The organism is Mesorhizobium sp. M1409, assembly GCF_040317535.1.
Taxonomy (GTDB): domain Bacteria; phylum Pseudomonadota; class Alphaproteobacteria; order Rhizobiales; family Rhizobiaceae; genus Mesorhizobium.
The window spans coordinates 13,346-28,992 of the sequence record NZ_JAMYKV010000066.1 but is presented as its reverse complement, the minus strand read 5'-3'; the positions used below and the strand labels follow the sequence as shown (position 1 = coordinate 28,992).

11 protein-coding genes and 3 pseudogenes are annotated in these 15,647 nt (G+C 59.2%); 5 read left to right on the top strand and 9 right to left on the bottom strand.

Features of this window, described 5'->3' with window-relative positions; all coding sequences use genetic code 11:
* Positions 1-116: 116 nt before the first annotated feature.
* The 3 genes and pseudogenes from NKG99_RS31765 to istB all read left to right on the top strand — a co-directional run.
* Positions 117-1,065 (top strand): IS630 family transposase gene (locus tag NKG99_RS31765; RefSeq protein WP_352873212.1). Its coding sequence is split into 2 segments (ribosomal slippage): positions 117-460 and positions 459-1,065, totalling 951 coding nucleotides; the frame shifts between segments, so codons are not numbered across the junction.
* A 12-nt stretch (positions 1,066-1,077) separates the two neighbouring features.
* Positions 1,078-2,398 (top strand): annotated as a pseudogene (gene istA / locus NKG99_RS31760) (IS21 family transposase); the annotation flags it as partial.
* Positions 2,331-2,994 (top strand): annotated as a pseudogene (gene istB, locus NKG99_RS31755) (IS21-like element helper ATPase IstB); the annotation flags it as partial. The pseudogenes istA and istB, both read left to right, overlap by 68 nt.
* Here the strand turns inward: istB and NKG99_RS31750 are convergent.
* Positions 2,987-4,141: pseudogene (locus tag NKG99_RS31750) on the bottom strand (IS30 family transposase); the annotation flags it as partial. The pseudogenes istB and NKG99_RS31750 overlap by 8 nt on opposite strands.
* On the opposite strand from NKG99_RS31750, the gene NKG99_RS36075 reads away from it, so the two are divergent.
* Together NKG99_RS36075 and NKG99_RS31740 are read left to right on the top strand one after the other, a co-directional pair.
* Positions 4,134-4,481, top strand: a complete 348-nt coding sequence (locus NKG99_RS36075) for a transposase (protein WP_502911321.1) — start codon at positions 4,134-4,136, stop codon at positions 4,479-4,481. The pseudogene NKG99_RS31750 and the gene NKG99_RS36075 overlap by 8 nt on opposite strands.
* Before the next feature lie 136 nt (positions 4,482-4,617).
* Positions 4,618-5,646, top strand: coding sequence for an IS110 family RNA-guided transposase (locus tag NKG99_RS31740; RefSeq protein WP_352873209.1), 1,029 nt, complete (start codon positions 4,618-4,620; stop codon positions 5,644-5,646).
* A gap of 605 nt (positions 5,647-6,251) precedes the next feature.
* Here the strand turns inward: NKG99_RS31740 and NKG99_RS31735 are convergent.
* The 8 genes from NKG99_RS31735 to NKG99_RS31700 form a co-directional block, all read right to left on the bottom strand.
* The gene (locus NKG99_RS31735) at positions 6,252-7,082 is read right to left on the bottom strand and encodes an ABC transporter permease (protein WP_352873207.1); all 831 of its coding nucleotides are present in this window, start codon (positions 7,080-7,082) and stop codon (positions 6,252-6,254) included.
* A 46-nt stretch (positions 7,083-7,128) separates the two neighbouring features.
* Positions 7,129-8,469, bottom strand: a complete 1,341-nt coding sequence (locus NKG99_RS31730; protein ID WP_352873206.1) for an MmgE/PrpD family protein — start codon at positions 8,467-8,469, stop codon at positions 7,129-7,131.
* On the bottom strand, positions 8,469-9,599 hold the full coding sequence (locus NKG99_RS31725; RefSeq protein WP_352873204.1) for a Gfo/Idh/MocA family protein: 1,131 nt from the start codon (positions 9,597-9,599) through the stop codon (positions 8,469-8,471). Before NKG99_RS31725 ends, NKG99_RS31730 begins: the two co-directional genes overlap by 1 nt.
* Positions 9,596-10,420 carry an ABC transporter permease gene (locus NKG99_RS31720; protein ID WP_352873202.1) on the bottom strand — a complete coding sequence of 275 codons (825 nt, stop codon included), beginning with the start codon at positions 10,418-10,420 and terminating at the stop codon, positions 9,596-9,598. The genes NKG99_RS31725 and NKG99_RS31720 overlap by 4 nt, the downstream gene beginning before the upstream one ends.
* Before the next feature lie 5 nt (positions 10,421-10,425).
* Positions 10,426-11,526, bottom strand: coding sequence for an ABC transporter ATP-binding protein (locus NKG99_RS31715; RefSeq protein ID WP_352873200.1), 1,101 nt, complete (start codon positions 11,524-11,526; stop codon positions 10,426-10,428).
* A 47-nt stretch (positions 11,527-11,573) separates the two neighbouring features.
* On the bottom strand, positions 11,574-12,635 hold the full coding sequence (locus NKG99_RS31710) for an ABC transporter substrate-binding protein (protein WP_352873198.1): 1,062 nt from the start codon (positions 12,633-12,635) through the stop codon (positions 11,574-11,576).
* A 319-nt stretch (positions 12,636-12,954) separates the two neighbouring features.
* On the bottom strand, positions 12,955-14,274 hold the full coding sequence (gene hutI / locus NKG99_RS31705; protein WP_352873196.1) for an imidazolonepropionase: 1,320 nt from the start codon (positions 14,272-14,274) through the stop codon (positions 12,955-12,957).
* Entirely contained in the window at positions 14,264-15,403 is a 1,140-nt protein-coding gene (locus NKG99_RS31700) for a M24 family metallopeptidase (protein WP_352873194.1), read from the bottom strand. The genes hutI and NKG99_RS31700 overlap by 11 nt, the downstream gene beginning before the upstream one ends.
* Positions 15,404-15,647 lie beyond the last annotated feature (244 nt).

The window sequence follows — 15,647 nt, the reverse complement described above, 5'->3', positions numbered from 1 at the left end:
TCAGTTCAATCAGGCTTCAATGTAGTCGCGACCCGTGCGTGCCCGCCCAATCGCGCCCGCGACCACACAGAACCCTCCAGATTCATCATGTCGGCTGGGTATGGAGGCCAGCAGGCATGGTTAGAGCCATATCGGAGGATTTGCGTTCGCGAGTGATCGCAGCGGTTGAGAGTGGCCTGTCGCGGCGGGCTGCGGCGGATCGTTTCGGTGTTGCCGCGGCAAGCGCGGTCCGCTGGGTCCGCGAATGGCGAGAGAGCGGCGCGACGCGGGCAAAGCCCCAAGGCGGAGACAAGCGCTCCCAGCGGATCGAAGCCTACCGGGATACGATCCTAGCGGTGATCGAAGGTCAGGACGACATCACACTGGTCGAGTTGGCTGAATTTCTCAGGGCGGAGCATGCGGTCGTGTTCGCGCCGAGCACGATCTGGCGCTTTCTCGACCGTCACTCGATGACCTTCAAAAAAAACAGCGCACGCCAGCGAGCAGGATCGGCCCGACGTGCTCGCGCGGCGACGCGCCTGGTTCAAGGCCCAGCCTGATCTCGATCCCGAACGGTTGGTCTTTATCGACGAGACCGGCGCATCGACGAAGATGGCTCGCCTGCGTGGACGGGCAAAGCGGGGCATGCGGTGCCGATCTCCGATCCCGCACGGGCACTGGAAAACGACTACTTTTACAGGCGCATTGCGCCTGACGGGCATGACTGCGCCGATGGTCCTCGACGGACCGATGACGGGTGAATGGTTCGCCGCTTATGCCGAGCATGTATTGGCGCCTACGCTTCGAGTTGGTGACATCGTCATCCTCGACAACCTGCCCGCTCACAAAGTCGCCGCCGCCTGCCAAGCGATCGAAGCGGCCGGCGCGCGAATGCTCTTCCTACCGCCTTACAGCCCCGACTTTAACCCGATCGAGAATGCCTTCTCCAAGCTGAAGTCGATCCTCAGGAAAGCCGCCGCACGCAACATCCCCGAGCTTTGGGACGCAATCCGCGACGCCTTGCCACGCTTCACCGCCGAGGAGTGCTCAAACTACTTCTGCGCCGCAGGATACGAGCCTGAGTGATCAGATTCTGCTCTAATCCGGATTTACGAAGAGCTTTGCAGCCTGGGCTACGAGGGAGGCTATGACGCCGTCCGCCGATACGCGAAGAGCTGGGCGAAGGCGCAGGGGTCGGCGAGGGCGGACGCCTATGTGCCGCTGTTCTTCGCGCCGGGCGAGGCCTACCAGTTCGACTGGAGCCACGAGATCGTCCTGATCAACGGCGTGACAGTGACCGTGAAGGTCGCCCATGTCCGGCTCTGCCATAGCCGCGTGATGTTCGTCAGGGCCTATCCGCGGGAGACGCAGGAGATGGTGTTCGACGCCCACGACCGGGCCTTCGCCTTCTTCGGTGGCGCCTGCACGCGCGGCATCTACGACAACATGAAGACGGCGGTGGAAACGATCTTTGTTGGCAAGGATCGCCAATACAATCGCCGCTTCCTGCAGATGTGCAGCCATTATCTGGTGCAGCCGGTCGCCTGCACACCGGCATCGGGCTGGGAGAAGGGTCAGGTCGAGAACCAGGTCGGGCTGGTGCGCGAGCGCTTCTTCACGCCCAGGCTGCGCTTCAAGACCTATGAGGAGCTGAACGCCTGGCTGCATGACAAGTGCGTCGCCTACGCCAAGGCGCATCGTCACGTCGAGCAACCGGAACGAACGATCTGGAACGTGTTCGAGGAGGAGCGTGGCAAGCTGGTTGAATACCGCGGTCCCTTCGACGGATTCCATACAGTGCCGGCCTCGGTGTCGAAGACGTGCACGGTGCGCTTCGACAACAACAAATACTCGGTGCTGTCGACCGCCGTCGGCCGCCCGGTCGAGATCCATGCCTATGCCGGCAAGATCGTCATCCGCCAGGACGGCGTGGTCGTCGCCGAACATGCCCGCTCCTTCGGGCGCGGCGACACGATCTACGATCCCTGGCATTACATGCCGGTCCTTGCCCGCAAGCCCGGTGCACTGCGCAACGGTGCGCCCTTCCAGGGCTGGGTTCTGCCCTCGGCGATGGAGCGTATCCGACGCAAATTGAAGGCGGCGCATGACGGCGATCGGCAGATGGTGTCGATCCTGGCGGCGGTGTTGACCGACGGCATCGATGCCGTGGAAGCCGCCTGCCAGGAGGCGCTCGATCAGAACGTCTGCTCCTGTGCCGTCATCATCAACATTCTGGCGCGGCGGCGCGACCCCGCGCCGGCCATCACCATCCTCACCCCGGACGCGCTTCGCCTGCAGCATGAGCCGCAGGCCGACTGCGCCCGCTACGACAGCCTCAGGAGGGCAAGCTGATGGAACGCACGCAGGTTCTGGAACTAATGGGGACGCTGAAGCTCTACGGGATGCGGGGCGCCTATGACGAGGTCATGGCGACAGGCATCAAGCGACAGCACGAGCCGCCGAGGATCGTCGGCGATCTGCTGTCGGCCGAGATCGCCGAGAAGCAGGCCCGCTCCATCAAATACCAGCTCACTGTCGCCAAGCTGCCGATCGCCAAGGACATCGATGAGTTCGACTTCGACGGCACGCCGGTCAACGAGGTGCTGGTCCGGGACCTTGCCAACGGCACCTTCGTCGCCGACCAGCGCAACGCCGTGCTCATCGGCGGCACCGGAACCGGCAAGTCGCATCTGGCAATCGCCCTTGCCCGGGCCCTGATCCGCAACGGAACGCGCGGTCGCTTCTTCAACGTCGTCGATTCTCGTCAACCGGCTCGAGACCGAGCACCGCGGCGGCAAGCAGGGCCGTATCGCCGACTACCTCACCCGGCTCGACTTCGTCGTGCTCGATGAACTCGGCTATCTGTCCTTCGCGCAAGCCGGCGGGCAATTGCTCTTCCACCTGATCAGCAGGCTCTATGAACGGACCTCGATCATCGTCACCACCAACCTGGCGTTTGGCGAATGGCCCGCCGTCTTCGGCGACGCCAAGATGACGACAGCGCTGCCGCATCGATCGTGAGACGATCGTGCTGGGCCATTTCGGCTCCCTGATCCCAGGTCAGCGAACGGCGTGGTTCTTCGGGCAAGGTGATGATGGTGCGCGTAATTGCGTCGCGGACAGCTTCAGCTCCATGTCCCGCGAGCGCAGGCCCGTTCTTCGCGCGCGGAGCTTCGCCATGCCCCGCCAGCCGGGGAAGATGCAGCAGCATCGTGAAGCGTGTCGTACGTTCAACCAGCGTGCCGATCGCCGAGCTGCCAAGACCGAGGATGAGGTCTCCCTCCCAGTGACCCGGCACCGCGCGATCGGCCGCTTCGGCGGGGCGTTGACTGATCATGATCTCCGGCGAGACAAAGCTCTTACCTCGCCTGCGTACGCGCGCCCTGGGGACCGGCAGCACACGCCCCGTTCGCAAGCAGGCCGTCAGCTCGCGGCGCAGCACTCCGCGGCCCTGAACGAAGAGGGCCTGATAGATGGCTTCGTGGCTGATGCGCATCGTCTTGTCGTCCGGGAAGTCGATCGGCAAGCGTCGGGCAATCTGCTCAGGGCTCCAGGCCCTGGCCAATCGCCGATCCTTTCGCGGGCCATGCCGGCGGCCCTTCCACGGAACGGTGGGACCATGAACGGGAGCGCCGCTCGGGGCCACGACAACGCCAGCAAGTCTCTCCTCTACATAAGTGCGCAAGGTTGCGTTGAACGCAAGCTTGGTCGGCCTGGGCCGACGGGCCGATCGATCCGCATGCCACTGGGCAGTCGTCGCCCGATACTCCAACCCGCCGCTGCGGGTGGCCGCGTTGCGCCGCAGTTCACGGGAGATTGTCGAGGCGGACCGACCGAGCCGGCGCCCAATCTCCTGCATGGATTGGCCCTGTACCCTGAGAAGTGCGATCTCTTCGCGCTCCACCAATGACAGGTACCGCCCGGAGAGCGGCTTCGCCGAGGATCTGAACATCGCTGGTGGCATACCGCCCGCCTTTCGGAACCATCTGGTTCCTACAGGCTGCGACACTCCGGCTTCGAGCGCAGCATCTTCGCTGCTCAGCCCCGCGGCGATCGCCCGCCAGAATCTAATCTGTTCATCGCGCCCCGCCAAAGGTGGCCGTCCTGGTGAAGGTAATGGCGCTCGTCCAGACCGTGCCGATCGCCGCTTTCGAATGCTCATCGCAACCTCCAACTTCAGAGTGTTGCGACGACCGCTTGAATCCGCCCAATATGCCGCACTCCTCTACCGCAACGTTCTCGCCGAGCACGATCTTATTGGATCGATGGGCCGGCGCGGCAATCCCTACGATAATGCGAAAGCGGAAAGCTTCATGAAGACGATGAAGGTCGAAGCCGTCTATCCGATGGCCTACGAAACCTTCGCCGACGTCGCTGAAGACCTTCCCCGCTTCATTGATGAGGTTTACAACACCCGCCGATTGCACTCAGCGCTCGGCTATCTCAGCCCGCAACAGTTCGAGGACCAACACGCCCGGCAGATGGTCAAAACTGCGGCTTGACCCTGTCCGGTCCGAGGGGCGCACTCCAATCGGGGGTCAGTTTTGGAAACGATGACGTAATTGCTGCCGTCGCTCCTTTGAACGAAGATTCGGCTGACGGCAAAAGCCGCCGACCATTGAGATCAAGGAGGCCGCAGTGAAGCAATATGTCGGACTGGATGTGTCGCAGAGGGAGACGAGCGTCTGCGTGGTCGACGATACTGGAAAGACGGTGTTCCAGGGAAAGGCGAAGTCCGATCCAGGAGCCTTGACGGAGTTGCTGCGTAAACGTGCGCCTCACGCCGTGCGCATCGGATTTGAGACGGGTGCCATGTCCAGCTGGCTCTGGCACGAGCTGAAAAGGGTAGGGTTGCCGGTCGTCTGCCTTGATGCTCGGCATGCAAAGGCAGCGCTTTCAGTCCGAATGAACAAGAGCGATGAGAACGATGCCCGCGGCCTGGCCGAACTGGTTCGCGTCGGCTGGTATCGGGAAGTGAAGGTCAAGAGCGCAGAGAGTCAGGCCACCCGGTCCATGCTCGTCGCCCGGTCGAGACTTGTCGAGATCCGTCGCGATCTCGAAAACCAGACACGGTCCATGCTGAAGGAATATGGGCTGCAGTTCAGTCGATCGATTGGGTCACAGTTCCGGCGAAAGGTTTGGGAACTGGTTGCCGACGGCCATCCGCTTCGCCCTTTGGTTCAGGCGCTTCTGTCTGTCCACGAGCAGGCCTGCTGTGAACAAGAGAAGCTTGATCGGCAGGTCCGGCATCTCGCTCGTGAAGACGAAACCACACGCCGGCTAATGACAGTCCCCGGCATCGGCGTGGTGACCGCGCTCACCTTCCGCCACACGATCGACGATCCCTCGCGCTTTCGCTCGGCCGCCAACGTGGGAGCCTATCTCGGCCTGACTCCGCGACGAAAGCAGTCCGGTGAAACGGATATTAATGGCCGCGTCTCACGTTGTGGCGATCGACTGCTGCGAACCTACCTGTACGAGGCGGCCAGCGTGCTCCTGCACCGGACCAAGAAGTGGTCCACACTGAAAGCCTGGGGGATGCGTCTGTCGAGGCGGATCGGCTTGAAGAAGGCAAAGGTGGCGGTCGCACGGAAGATCGCGGTTCTGCTTCATTGCATTTGGGTTGACGGCACCAGCTTCGAGTGGGGCTGCGAAAAGATGGCATAACAGATCAGCACTCGATCCCAATCGCGGGCCCGTTCCCGGAGCTCGTGATGTCCCCGCCGGGACGGTGGTTGCGGCGACCTCGGTCAAACGGCTGACAGCAGTTCATCTGCATCTCGTTGGAAACGTTGAGGCGCCCGACCCGAACATCATCATGAGGCACTCGACCTCGGAAAGGACCATGACCCCGGCGATGGCAGTGCGAGATCCGGATTGACAACTACCCGCAATTAAAGGGCCGTTTGACAGGCAATCGCCCCGACCGAACGAGGAAGCCAAAATGATCGCCACAATCCAATCGAAAGGCTTCACCGGTAGCCAAGTGGCTGAAATTCGCGACTTGGGTGTCTTATGTTGGTTCCAACTTGTGAGGACGGTGCAGCGCCCTGCCTGGGAGAGGTTGCCGGTGATGACGGCGCACACTTTGCGGGACCGGCTCCGTTGGCTTCCGAGCGGGCCGGCGCGATGCTGATGAATGGAAGGCGACGCCCCTGCTTCATGAAGTGCCGCAAGGCTTCTTGAAAAAATCGAGATGTAGTTACCAATGGCCGACTTTCTGCTCCAGATCTGCGATACGACGCCTTAAATGCCATCATCGCTCGATCATCTCATGTCGCGCGAGATGGGCTGAGCTTCACGCTTACCCCCAAGCGTCGCCAAAGCCACAAGAACGCGGCACCCTGAATCACGATTCCGACCCCAGTGACCATCGAGGCAACGGCTGCGATGCTGGGCGTAATCTCAAGATTAATGGAACGCCACATCAAGCTCGGAATAGTGAGTGTTCCGCCTTGTCCGACAAAAATGGCAATAACAGCTTCGTCGAACGAGTTCACGAATGCAAGCGCTGCACCCACCACGATTGCAGGTACTACGAAGGGAAGCAAGACGGTCCGCCACGCGTAAGAACGCGACGCGCCAAGCGACTCCGCAGCTTCGATAAGCTGATCATCGAAATACTCGAGCGCAGTGGACACCGAAACGAAGACAAATGGCATGACGAGCAGGCCATGCCCAATCGCCACACCAAATCGCGTCCCCACAACGCCGAGTTTGGCCAGCACGAAGAAAAGGGCGATCGCAAGTACGATGACAGGGACAACCATAGGGCCCGCGGCCGCCGACCTCACGAATGCCCGCCACCCAGGTGGAGCGTAATGGTTCGCGAGCGCCAGTCCGAGCCCGGCGGGAAGTGCAATAGAAACCGCGAGCAATGCTATCGAAATTGAATTCAAAGCGGCTTGGCGCCACTGACCGTTCGTAAGCACTTCTTGGTACCATCGAAGTGACAGTTCCTTAGGCATCGTGAGAAACTGTCCTGCAGAAAACGACATAATGACAATCACGGACAGCGGCAGCAAAAGGAAAAGAATTGTAATGATCGTCCAGAGGATTAGGAATCGCTCGCGCCATCCCTCTGCATCGAACGACCGTCTCATTGGTTTTCTCCGTGCGTTTGGCAGAACTGCCGAACCGTAGGCCGATTCATGTTGGTAGGATAATTTCGGAGATGTGCTGAGTGACATTGTCGAGTGTCCTATCGTCTAGAATAGCGAAGGCAGTGACAAGCCGGGCTGCTTTTGAAGGACCATGACCAAAAGTGCAGAGTCGCTCAAATTTCTCCAAGAGTTCGGAGCGGGTCATTGCGTTGTCTGGCTCTCCCTTTGGGAAGTCGACTTGGTGTTCATAGACGCCTGATCGCGTCTCCACGACCAACCGGGCGCTGGTCCGAGCCGGGAAAAGGACGTCGAGTTGGGGATCGATTCTTAGGTTGACCTTCCGCGCGAAGCTGATGAGGTCCGATCGGTGAAGGACGGCAGTATCGGGCAGGACCAGGGCATTGCTTCCTTCAATCGCTGCCACCGCAAGACAGAATGGAACACTGAACTGGGCCTCGAAATGTGCCGATGGATCCGGTTTGTTGTTCAATCGTACTGCGGGTCCGATGGTATGGACCTCTACGCGGGAGATGTCATGTGCCTGCACCGGCTCGCGATCCATGATAATGCGCAGAGCATCAATGGCTGCGTGAATCCATCTGCAACACGAATAGGGTTTAGTGTAGGTGCGCTCGATCTCGAACAGTTCGCCCCAGTCGCGATGCAATGCGCTCCCATCGAAAAGCTCTGGTATATCGAAGATGTCGAGCGATGCAGTGAATCCATTCTGTGCAAGGTCGACCGCCACGAAGCCGGTGAAGGAAGCCCAAGGTATGCCCTCCTTAGCGTGTCCTAGCTGTTTGCTGGTCCCACTTGGCAGTTGCGCTGGGCGATGGGTCGCGGCTATTGCCAAGGCCTGTGCAAGGCTGGCCCTGTCGAGGCGGCGGAGAAAGCCAAGCCCCGCAGCAACAGCGACCGGTGCCCACCGGCCCGTCGCATAGAGGCGGCTGTCCTGTCTGTTGGACTGGGCTGAGGCGACACGGATGCCAGCCTCATATCCGACAACGATCGCGGCGAGCAGTTCCTCGGAGCTCGCATCGCTTGCTTCCGCTTCAGCGATCATGGCCGGAATGATTGCCGCACCCGGATGCCCGATTGCTCGCCGGTGTCCATCATCAATGTCGAGGGCAGCTGCAGCCGCGCTATTTGCAAACGCAGCGGCGGCAGGTGAGAGCCTTTTGTCAGTGAACCAGCAAAGCGCCAAGCCGGGAGAGAAGAGGCCTTGGCACACGGCGCGGGTTGCAGCGGCGGCCTCGGTGCGAGCCCCTGCCGCGGCGGCGCCAACGACGTCAATGACCAGATCGGATACCTTTCCACGTGTGGCCTGCGAAATGACCGAAGGATCAAATTCGCTGATGAGGCCCGCCAATTTTTCCGCCGACCACATCAGAGGATCCCCAATTTGCGTTCATCGGCCCGCGAGCTCGGCGCGGCTTCGTGAAGGCTCACCCACCTCCGTTCCGCGAGCGAAGTGCCGATGGCTTTGAGGGCGCGCTGGCTTTCGAGTCCGTCGTGAAAGCCCGGGGAGCGCCTAGGAGCCCCTGCGATCTCGGCGGTGAACTGGTGGGCGAGGCCGCTCATGAAGCAAGCACGCCACGATTCCGCCCAACCGACACGGTCGGTATAGCGCCGGTCGATCTCGATCGGCTGCATCTCTCGCGTGGGATCGATACTTGACAGAACTTGGCAAAATGGCCAGCTTTCGGTCTTGCGCCAGCCTAAAGCTCCGTTCTGACCGAAGACCGCGAACTCGACGCCAAAGCTAAGACTCGAACTCCAACTGACGTGGAATAGGCCCTCCGCCCCTCCGGAAAAGTTGGCAAGCCAGGAGCAGACTTCATCCACGTCGACCTTCTGCATGGCGCCTCCGACATCCGGCCGTTCGGGAACAAGCGTACGTGCATTGGCGCACAATTCTGTAATATCTCCGGCCACGGATCGAGCGAGGTCCAGACCATGGCAGCCGTATTCGACTGAGACGCCGCCGCCGGTGCGTTCGGCGTTCATTGTCCAATGGCAGGGCGTTTGCGGATCGAAGAACTGAGCAAAATGCGAATGGTAAAGGATGCTATGAATTGGACCCACAGCACCACTTTCAAGCAGCCCCTGCAACTGAAGGAAGGCTGGGCTGAAGCGCAACATAAAGCCCATGCAATCAACCACTCCGGCTGACCCGGCCATCTCCTTCAGTGCCGCAGCTTCGTCAACCGTGCGCGCCAGTGGCTTTTCGCACAGAACATGCACCCCCCGGCGCAGCGCCGCAGACGCTATCCGGAAATGCTGGTCAACAGGCACGGCAATCGCGACGGCGTCCACACCGCCGGCAAGCAGGTCCTCGTGATTATCGTAGACGCTGGGTATACCAAAACGGCTGGCAAGCTCCCGCGCTCGATCGGTATTGGGGTCCGCGATGCCGACGATCTTAACTCCGCAGATGCGGGCAAATGCCGGCAGATGCGCTCGCTCAGCCCAAAGGCCGGCCCCCACGATGCCGAGCCGAATATATTTCGAACTCATTGTCTTTGCCCCGAGACCCACTGCACCGCACTGAGCAGGAAAAGTGTGATCACCATCAGCAGGACACCGGCCGCCGCCGCAAAGCCGAAATCACCGAACTTCGATATGCTGATGGCGATCAACTGCCCCAGCATCATTTCGCTTGGACCGCCAAGGAGCGCAGGTGTGATGAAGAATCCCAGCGCAATCACAAAGACGAGTGACGCGGCATTGATGATGGACGGCAGCGCAAGCGGAAAATAAACGGTACGCAGCGCGTACCAGCGCGATGCGCCAAGACCTTCGGCTGCTACCACCAGATCAAAGGGCATGTTGCGAAATCCCGCGAAAGCGGTCAGCGCGTAGATAGGAAGGAGGAAATGGATCATGCCGACAACCACCGCTACCTGTGTTGCGAGGAGGGTATGTACGTCCAACCCTGCTACGTTGAGAATTGCCACGATCGGCCCCTGTGCTCCGAACAAGATCATCCAGGCGAACGCGCGTATGAGCGAACTCGTGAGAAACGAGAGTCCCAACACGGCGAGGGTAACGACGACCAAGGCGCGACACTTCGAATGGGCAATTGCATAGGCAACTGGCGTGCCGATTAGGACGCACCCGGACATTGCAAGGAAGGATATCCAGATGGTGCGCCACCCCACTCGTAGGTAAGTCTGGGACCCTAGTACCGCTTTATAGTTACCCAAGCCAAACTCCGGGTCCGTGAGACTGCGAACTGTTAAGTTGGCGAGCGGAATGGCAAAGAAGATGACGAGCAGAGCAATTCCGGGGGCAGCGGCGAGAACTATCGGGTTGATTTTGATCCGGTGAGCTGGCATGGCAATCAACTCTCTGGCAGAACGATTAGATTTCCGGCGCGCCAGGCAACGTCTACTGACTGGCCAGGCGCATAGTCGTTGTTCAGGTGAGCTGTGATTTCCCCATGCCGGGTCGAAAAAACCACTTGGTAATGCGTACCCATGAAGGTCGTGCTCAACACCGGCCCGGACATGGAGACCACGCTCGTATCGATACCATAGCCTGTCTCGGCTTTCTCCGGTCGTAATAAGAGAAGCGATTTTTCGCCCACACCAAGCCGCTCAGTGACACCTGCCGGAATGGGAACACCGACCTCCGTCCCATCTTCGAGCCTGACCGTTGCGAGCCGCCCATTGCGAGCAGTGACGCAGCAACACACGATGTTGCTGTTGCCGATAAAGCCCGCTACAAAGCGGGAATTTGGTTCGAGATAGATCTGCTCGGGTGATCCCACCTGCTCCAGTCGACCATCACGCATAATGACCACCAGCGAGGAAAGCGCCAGAGCCTCAGACTGATCGTGCGTAACGTGAACAAAGGTAATGCCCAGGTCTCGCTGCAACTCCTTCAGGAAGTCCTGCATCTGCCCCCGTAAATGTTTATCGAGCGCGCTCAGAGGCTCATCGAGCAGCAGAAGCTTGGGTCCGTAAACCAGGCTGCGTGCCAAAGCCACGCGCTGCTGCTGTCCACCGGACAACTCGCGCGGATAGCGATCGGCCCACTCTGACAGGTGCACCCGCTCCAGGTATTCCAGCGCACGTCGGCGTCGCTCCTCGCGCGGCAACCTGCGGACTTTAAGCGGGTACTCAACATTTTCTCTCGCCGTGAGATGGGGGAAAAGGGCATAGTTTTGGAAGACCATGCCTATACCCCTGGCGCGGGCAGCTCTGTCGGTTACGTCGACACCTGAAATGCTGACTGCCCCCTCACTAACACTGGCAAAACCAGCGATAATCCTAAGGAGGGTTGTTTTTCCAGAACCGCTCGGCCCAAGAAAGGTTGTGTAGGAACCTTCCGGAATTACAAGGTCTAGACCTCGCAACACTTCCACTGCACCATAGAACTTTTTCAGTCGGCTGATCTGGATTGCGGGTGGCGACCCGCAATCCTTACTGGTGTTGGACACGATTGTCACCTCATTGCTTGCTATCGACCCGTAGGCGACCGAACTCCCTACTTGGTGAGCCATTCATTAAAACGCGCGGTGACCTCCCGTGCGTTTTTTGCCCAATATTCGTCGTTCCACACGACGACGCCCTTCAGATTATTCGGGTCGACAGTGAACTTCTGATTGGCAGGCAGCAGGTCGTACGCCTTACGAAGTGCTGGAGCGTAGCCGATGCAGGTTGCGAATTTGGCCTGTCGTTCAGGGTTGTCGATGAAGGCAAGAAAACGAGCGCCGAGTTCGGAGTTGCCCCCCTTTGGCAGAATCCAAAGATCCGGTTTAACCATCGCCTGCTCAGTGGAGAATTCGATCGTACCGCCGTCTCGCTGAAGGGCTTTCACTCGGCCGTCCCAACCGGCCCCGATCACTGCGTCGCCTTGTTGCAAAAGCGCCACTTGCTGAGTACCAAAATCATACCAAAGGATCTCGCTCTTGATAGAGTCCAACTTCTTCAGCGCACGGTCTACATCCAGTGGGTAGAGATTTTCAGGCGCGACCCCGTCGGCCAGAAGGGCAACTTCCAGCACACCGAAGTCAACGGGGACGTTGGAAAACAGACGTTTGCCGGGGTACTTTTCGGTATTGAAGACATCAGCCCAGGTCTTGGGCTTGTCGCCCTTGAAAGCCTTGGAATTGTAGGTGACGACAGTCGAGAAAATTTCGGTCGGTAGAGCATAGATCTTGCCATCAAACTTGGGCACTAGGCCCGGAAAATCGACGAGACCTCCATTTTTATTAGGGAGTTCGGGATCAATCGGCATGACCCACCCATTTCGGACCAGCTGGCGCAACTGGCCGGGGTCCGATGTGGCAACGTCCCACTCGGTCTTCCCCGTCTCCTGCTGTGCCCGCCAAACACCGAGGTCCCATGCTCCACCGCCTACAACGACTTTAATGCCTGTCTCTTTCTCCCATGCGTCAAGATAGGCTTCCTTGACACAGGCGTCGTATGACCCCCCCGAAGCAGAAATAGTAAGTGTCTCCTGGCTCTGCGCATGCGAGACATGCAGCAGCAGAGTAGCCACGATTGCTCCAATTGATGTCTTCGAAATGGTTCCTATATTGTTCATGTTTTCCTCCCGGGTTGCCTGAACTGAGGTCAGTTCAGGTAGACTTTCCCTTCTTGATTGTGGTTTTGACCAGCGGATGGTCGATCAAGCATGGGATTCTCTCGTTATGACTCAGCCTCAAGGACGACGAAATCGGCGGGCCGTCCTATTTTTAGGCAGCCGGCCGCCTCTTCGAGGCCGAGAGCACAGGCAGCGTTCCAGTGCCCCACAGCGACCCCGTCCTCAATCAGCGTTCGCCTGCCAGGCAGCTTACGAGCCAATTTGTAGTGGTGGGTTACGGGCAGCAGCACGGCCACTTTATTCCCCTTTGTTGAAGTTGTTATTTTATGTGCTTGCCGAAGACAGCGCCGTCCTTAAGGGTGTATCGGATCAAGTTTTGGTCGATCAAATATGGTAGATCTCGATAGGTCGACGCCTTTAGGACCACCAGGTCCGCTGGGCGCCCGATCGCTATTTGGCCCGCAGTTGAGGCGGCTCCGATGGCGTGAGCGGCGTTACACGTCGCCGCGACCAGCGCCTCGGCCGGATCCATTCGCAACCAGGAACATGCCAGACCCATGACGAACGGCATTGAAAGGGTCGGACTGCCTGGCCCATGATCTGTCCCGAGCGCTATCGGTACTCCGCCGTCAATGAGGTGGCGGGCGTCCGCGAACCTGGGAGCAAGCAGATAGTGACACGTCGCCGGAAGCAAGACGGCAACCGTTTGTGCCTTGGCCAGCGTTTGGGCAGTGTCTTTTCCCAGGAAGCATAAATGATCGGCTGAAACAGCGCCAAGCTCAGCTGCGAGTTCGGCACCGCCGGCGGCGGAAAATTCATCGGCGTGAATCTTGAAGTTTAAACCGCGCCTGCCCGCTGCTTGCAATATTTCCCGTGCCTCATTGTCAGCGAAGGCACCGACATCGCAAACAACATCGCAGAAGCGTGCATACGGAGCAACGGCCGGTAGAACGTGGTCGATGACGTATCTGGCATATTCTCCAGCTCCCCCAAATCGTGCCGGCGTGCCCAACGCGACATGGAAAGTTTGAACGAGGTCGACTGGCTGAGACCCTGAGACCTCGGCTATGATATCCAGCGCGGCGCATTCTCCTTCCGGAGCGACCCAGTAACCGGTTTTGATTTCCGCAGTCGTTGTCCCATTCAGCAACGCTTTCTCCAGCCTCGCCCTCAACGCGTGCTTCAGTTCGCTTGAGGTTGCGTCGGTGCTTTCGCGAATTGTGCGGGTGACGCCGCCGCCGCTGGAACTGATTTCACTATAACTAGCGCCCGCGACCCGCATTGGGTACTCGTCGGCCCGCGAGCCGCTATAGAGCAAGTGGCTATGGCAGTCGACGAAACCAGGCATCACCGCGCCTCCGAACGCATCAAGAACTCTAGGCGCTGCTCCCTCCGGCAATCCGGCCGCCACTCGTTCGGCAGGCCCAAAATCCCTTATCCGCCCGTCAACGATATGGATTGCAGCGTTCCTGATCGACTTTAGGTGTTTCAGGCCACCTCTCTGAGGACCCGACCCAAATTCATCAAGGGGTGTTAGTTCCGCAATGTTCGTGATCAGCAGCCCGGAAGCCTCCCCTTTCCCAAGATCGGAATTCGGGCCGGGAAAGGCGCCGGTCGACGAGGTGGGATTATTGGGCAATGTAGAGCTCCCGCGGCAGGGATGTCAGGCGTTCCGAACCCGTTTCCGTCACCAGAATAGTCTCGCTGAAGGAAATGCCGTTGGCATTGACGAGCATGTGAAAGATCATCCCGGCTTGGAGCAGCCAAGTATCGCCTGCCATGAAGTCGCATACTTCCCACTCGCCGGAAACCGGCGGGAAGCCGATGCCCAAGGAATAGCCAACTCGCGGATAATAGGTTTTCCGAAGTCCCGCTTTCAGGACCGTTTGGCGCACTGCCGCATCGACTTCGCCAGCAACTGCGCCCGGTTTCATCATGCTGAAGGCACGGTCTTGGCAACTTATTAGAAGATCAGCCGCCTGAGCGATTTCGGCAGCCGGCGCGCCCATCACGGCAGTGCGCATCATCGCTGCACTGTAGCGCTTCACGCAACTGGTGATCTCGAATTTGAGGACGTCGCCGGCCTCGATCACCTTCTCGGTCGGCGTGGCATGACCGATCCTCATTCTATAACCAGATGAGAGGTAATTCGGCAGGCTTGTGTACTCAGAACCGCCCAGGACTTGTTGTTCCTGGATCGCCGATGCGATTTCGAGTTCCTTTTTCCCGACGGCGAGGGCCTCGAGTCCTGTGCGCATCGCAATGTCGGTTATTTCGGCAGCTCGACGCGCATAAGCGATCTCCTGCGACGATTTGATGAGCCGCACGCGACCGACAATACCTGACCCATCGACTACTTTGTTCGGCTTCGCAGCATGGCAAAGCTCCTCGTAGTCTCTTACTGCCAAATTGAAGCAGGTTTTTTCGACACCGATTGGGTCGCTGGCCGCCGTCCATCCAAGTTCAGCCAACCACCGACCCGTCACGAAAGCCGGATCTTCGTTGTCGAGATAAACGGCCTGCCGGTCGAGAGCCAGCCACGAATACTCGTCTGCATTGGTCCGTTCTAGTTCACGGACCAATAACAGCGGCTCGCCGTCGGCGGGGACGAACAGGACCTGGTAAGCGAAAAAGCCCGAGGTGTGATAGCCGGTGAGATAGCAGATATTATGCGGCGAATGCACAAGCAGGCCAACCATCCCGCGCTGTTGAATGGCGTTTTGGACCTTTGCCAGCCTTTCTCGATATTCTTGAGGCGAAAACGCCATATTCCGTCCAGTCACGGCTTATCTTCTCTCTGATTATGGCGCTGTGTCGATCACGCCCTTGATGCCTCCTATGGGCACATGACTTTATTTTCTTGTCAAGAAAATTCTTGTGCATACGCTGCCGTCTGTTTTTTCCCATCGAGGCGTGATAGGGGTGAGCGAAGCGGCTCATAGATTTCCCCTGCCTTTCCCCACAAGCTTTAGGTGCTGTGTAGCGGCCGCGATCGAAGCAAGCGCGCAGGAG

What these genes read in the sequence shown, in the direction of transcription:
- NKG99_RS36075 (WP_502911321.1), top strand. Translation starts at nt 4,134, where the DNA reads ATGCTCATCGCAACCTCCAACTTCAGAGTGTTGCGACGACCGCTTGAA.
- NKG99_RS31735 (WP_352873207.1), bottom strand. Translation starts at nt 7,082, where the DNA reads ATGAGACGGTCGTTCGATGCAGAGGGATGGCGCGAGCGATTCCTAATC.
- NKG99_RS31730 (WP_352873206.1), bottom strand. Translation starts at nt 8,469, where the DNA reads ATGTGGTCGGCGGAAAAATTGGCGGGCCTCATCAGCGAATTTGATCCT.
- NKG99_RS31725 (WP_352873204.1), bottom strand. Translation starts at nt 9,599, where the DNA reads ATGAGTTCGAAATATATTCGGCTCGGCATCGTGGGGGCCGGCCTTTGG.
- NKG99_RS31720 (WP_352873202.1), bottom strand. Translation starts at nt 10,420, where the DNA reads ATGCCAGCTCACCGGATCAAAATCAACCCGATAGTTCTCGCCGCTGCC.
- NKG99_RS31710 (WP_352873198.1), bottom strand. Translation starts at nt 12,635, where the DNA reads ATGAACAATATAGGAACCATTTCGAAGACATCAATTGGAGCAATCGTG.
- NKG99_RS31700 (WP_352873194.1), bottom strand. Translation starts at nt 15,403, where the DNA reads ATGGCGTTTTCGCCTCAAGAATATCGAGAAAGGCTGGCAAAGGTCCAA.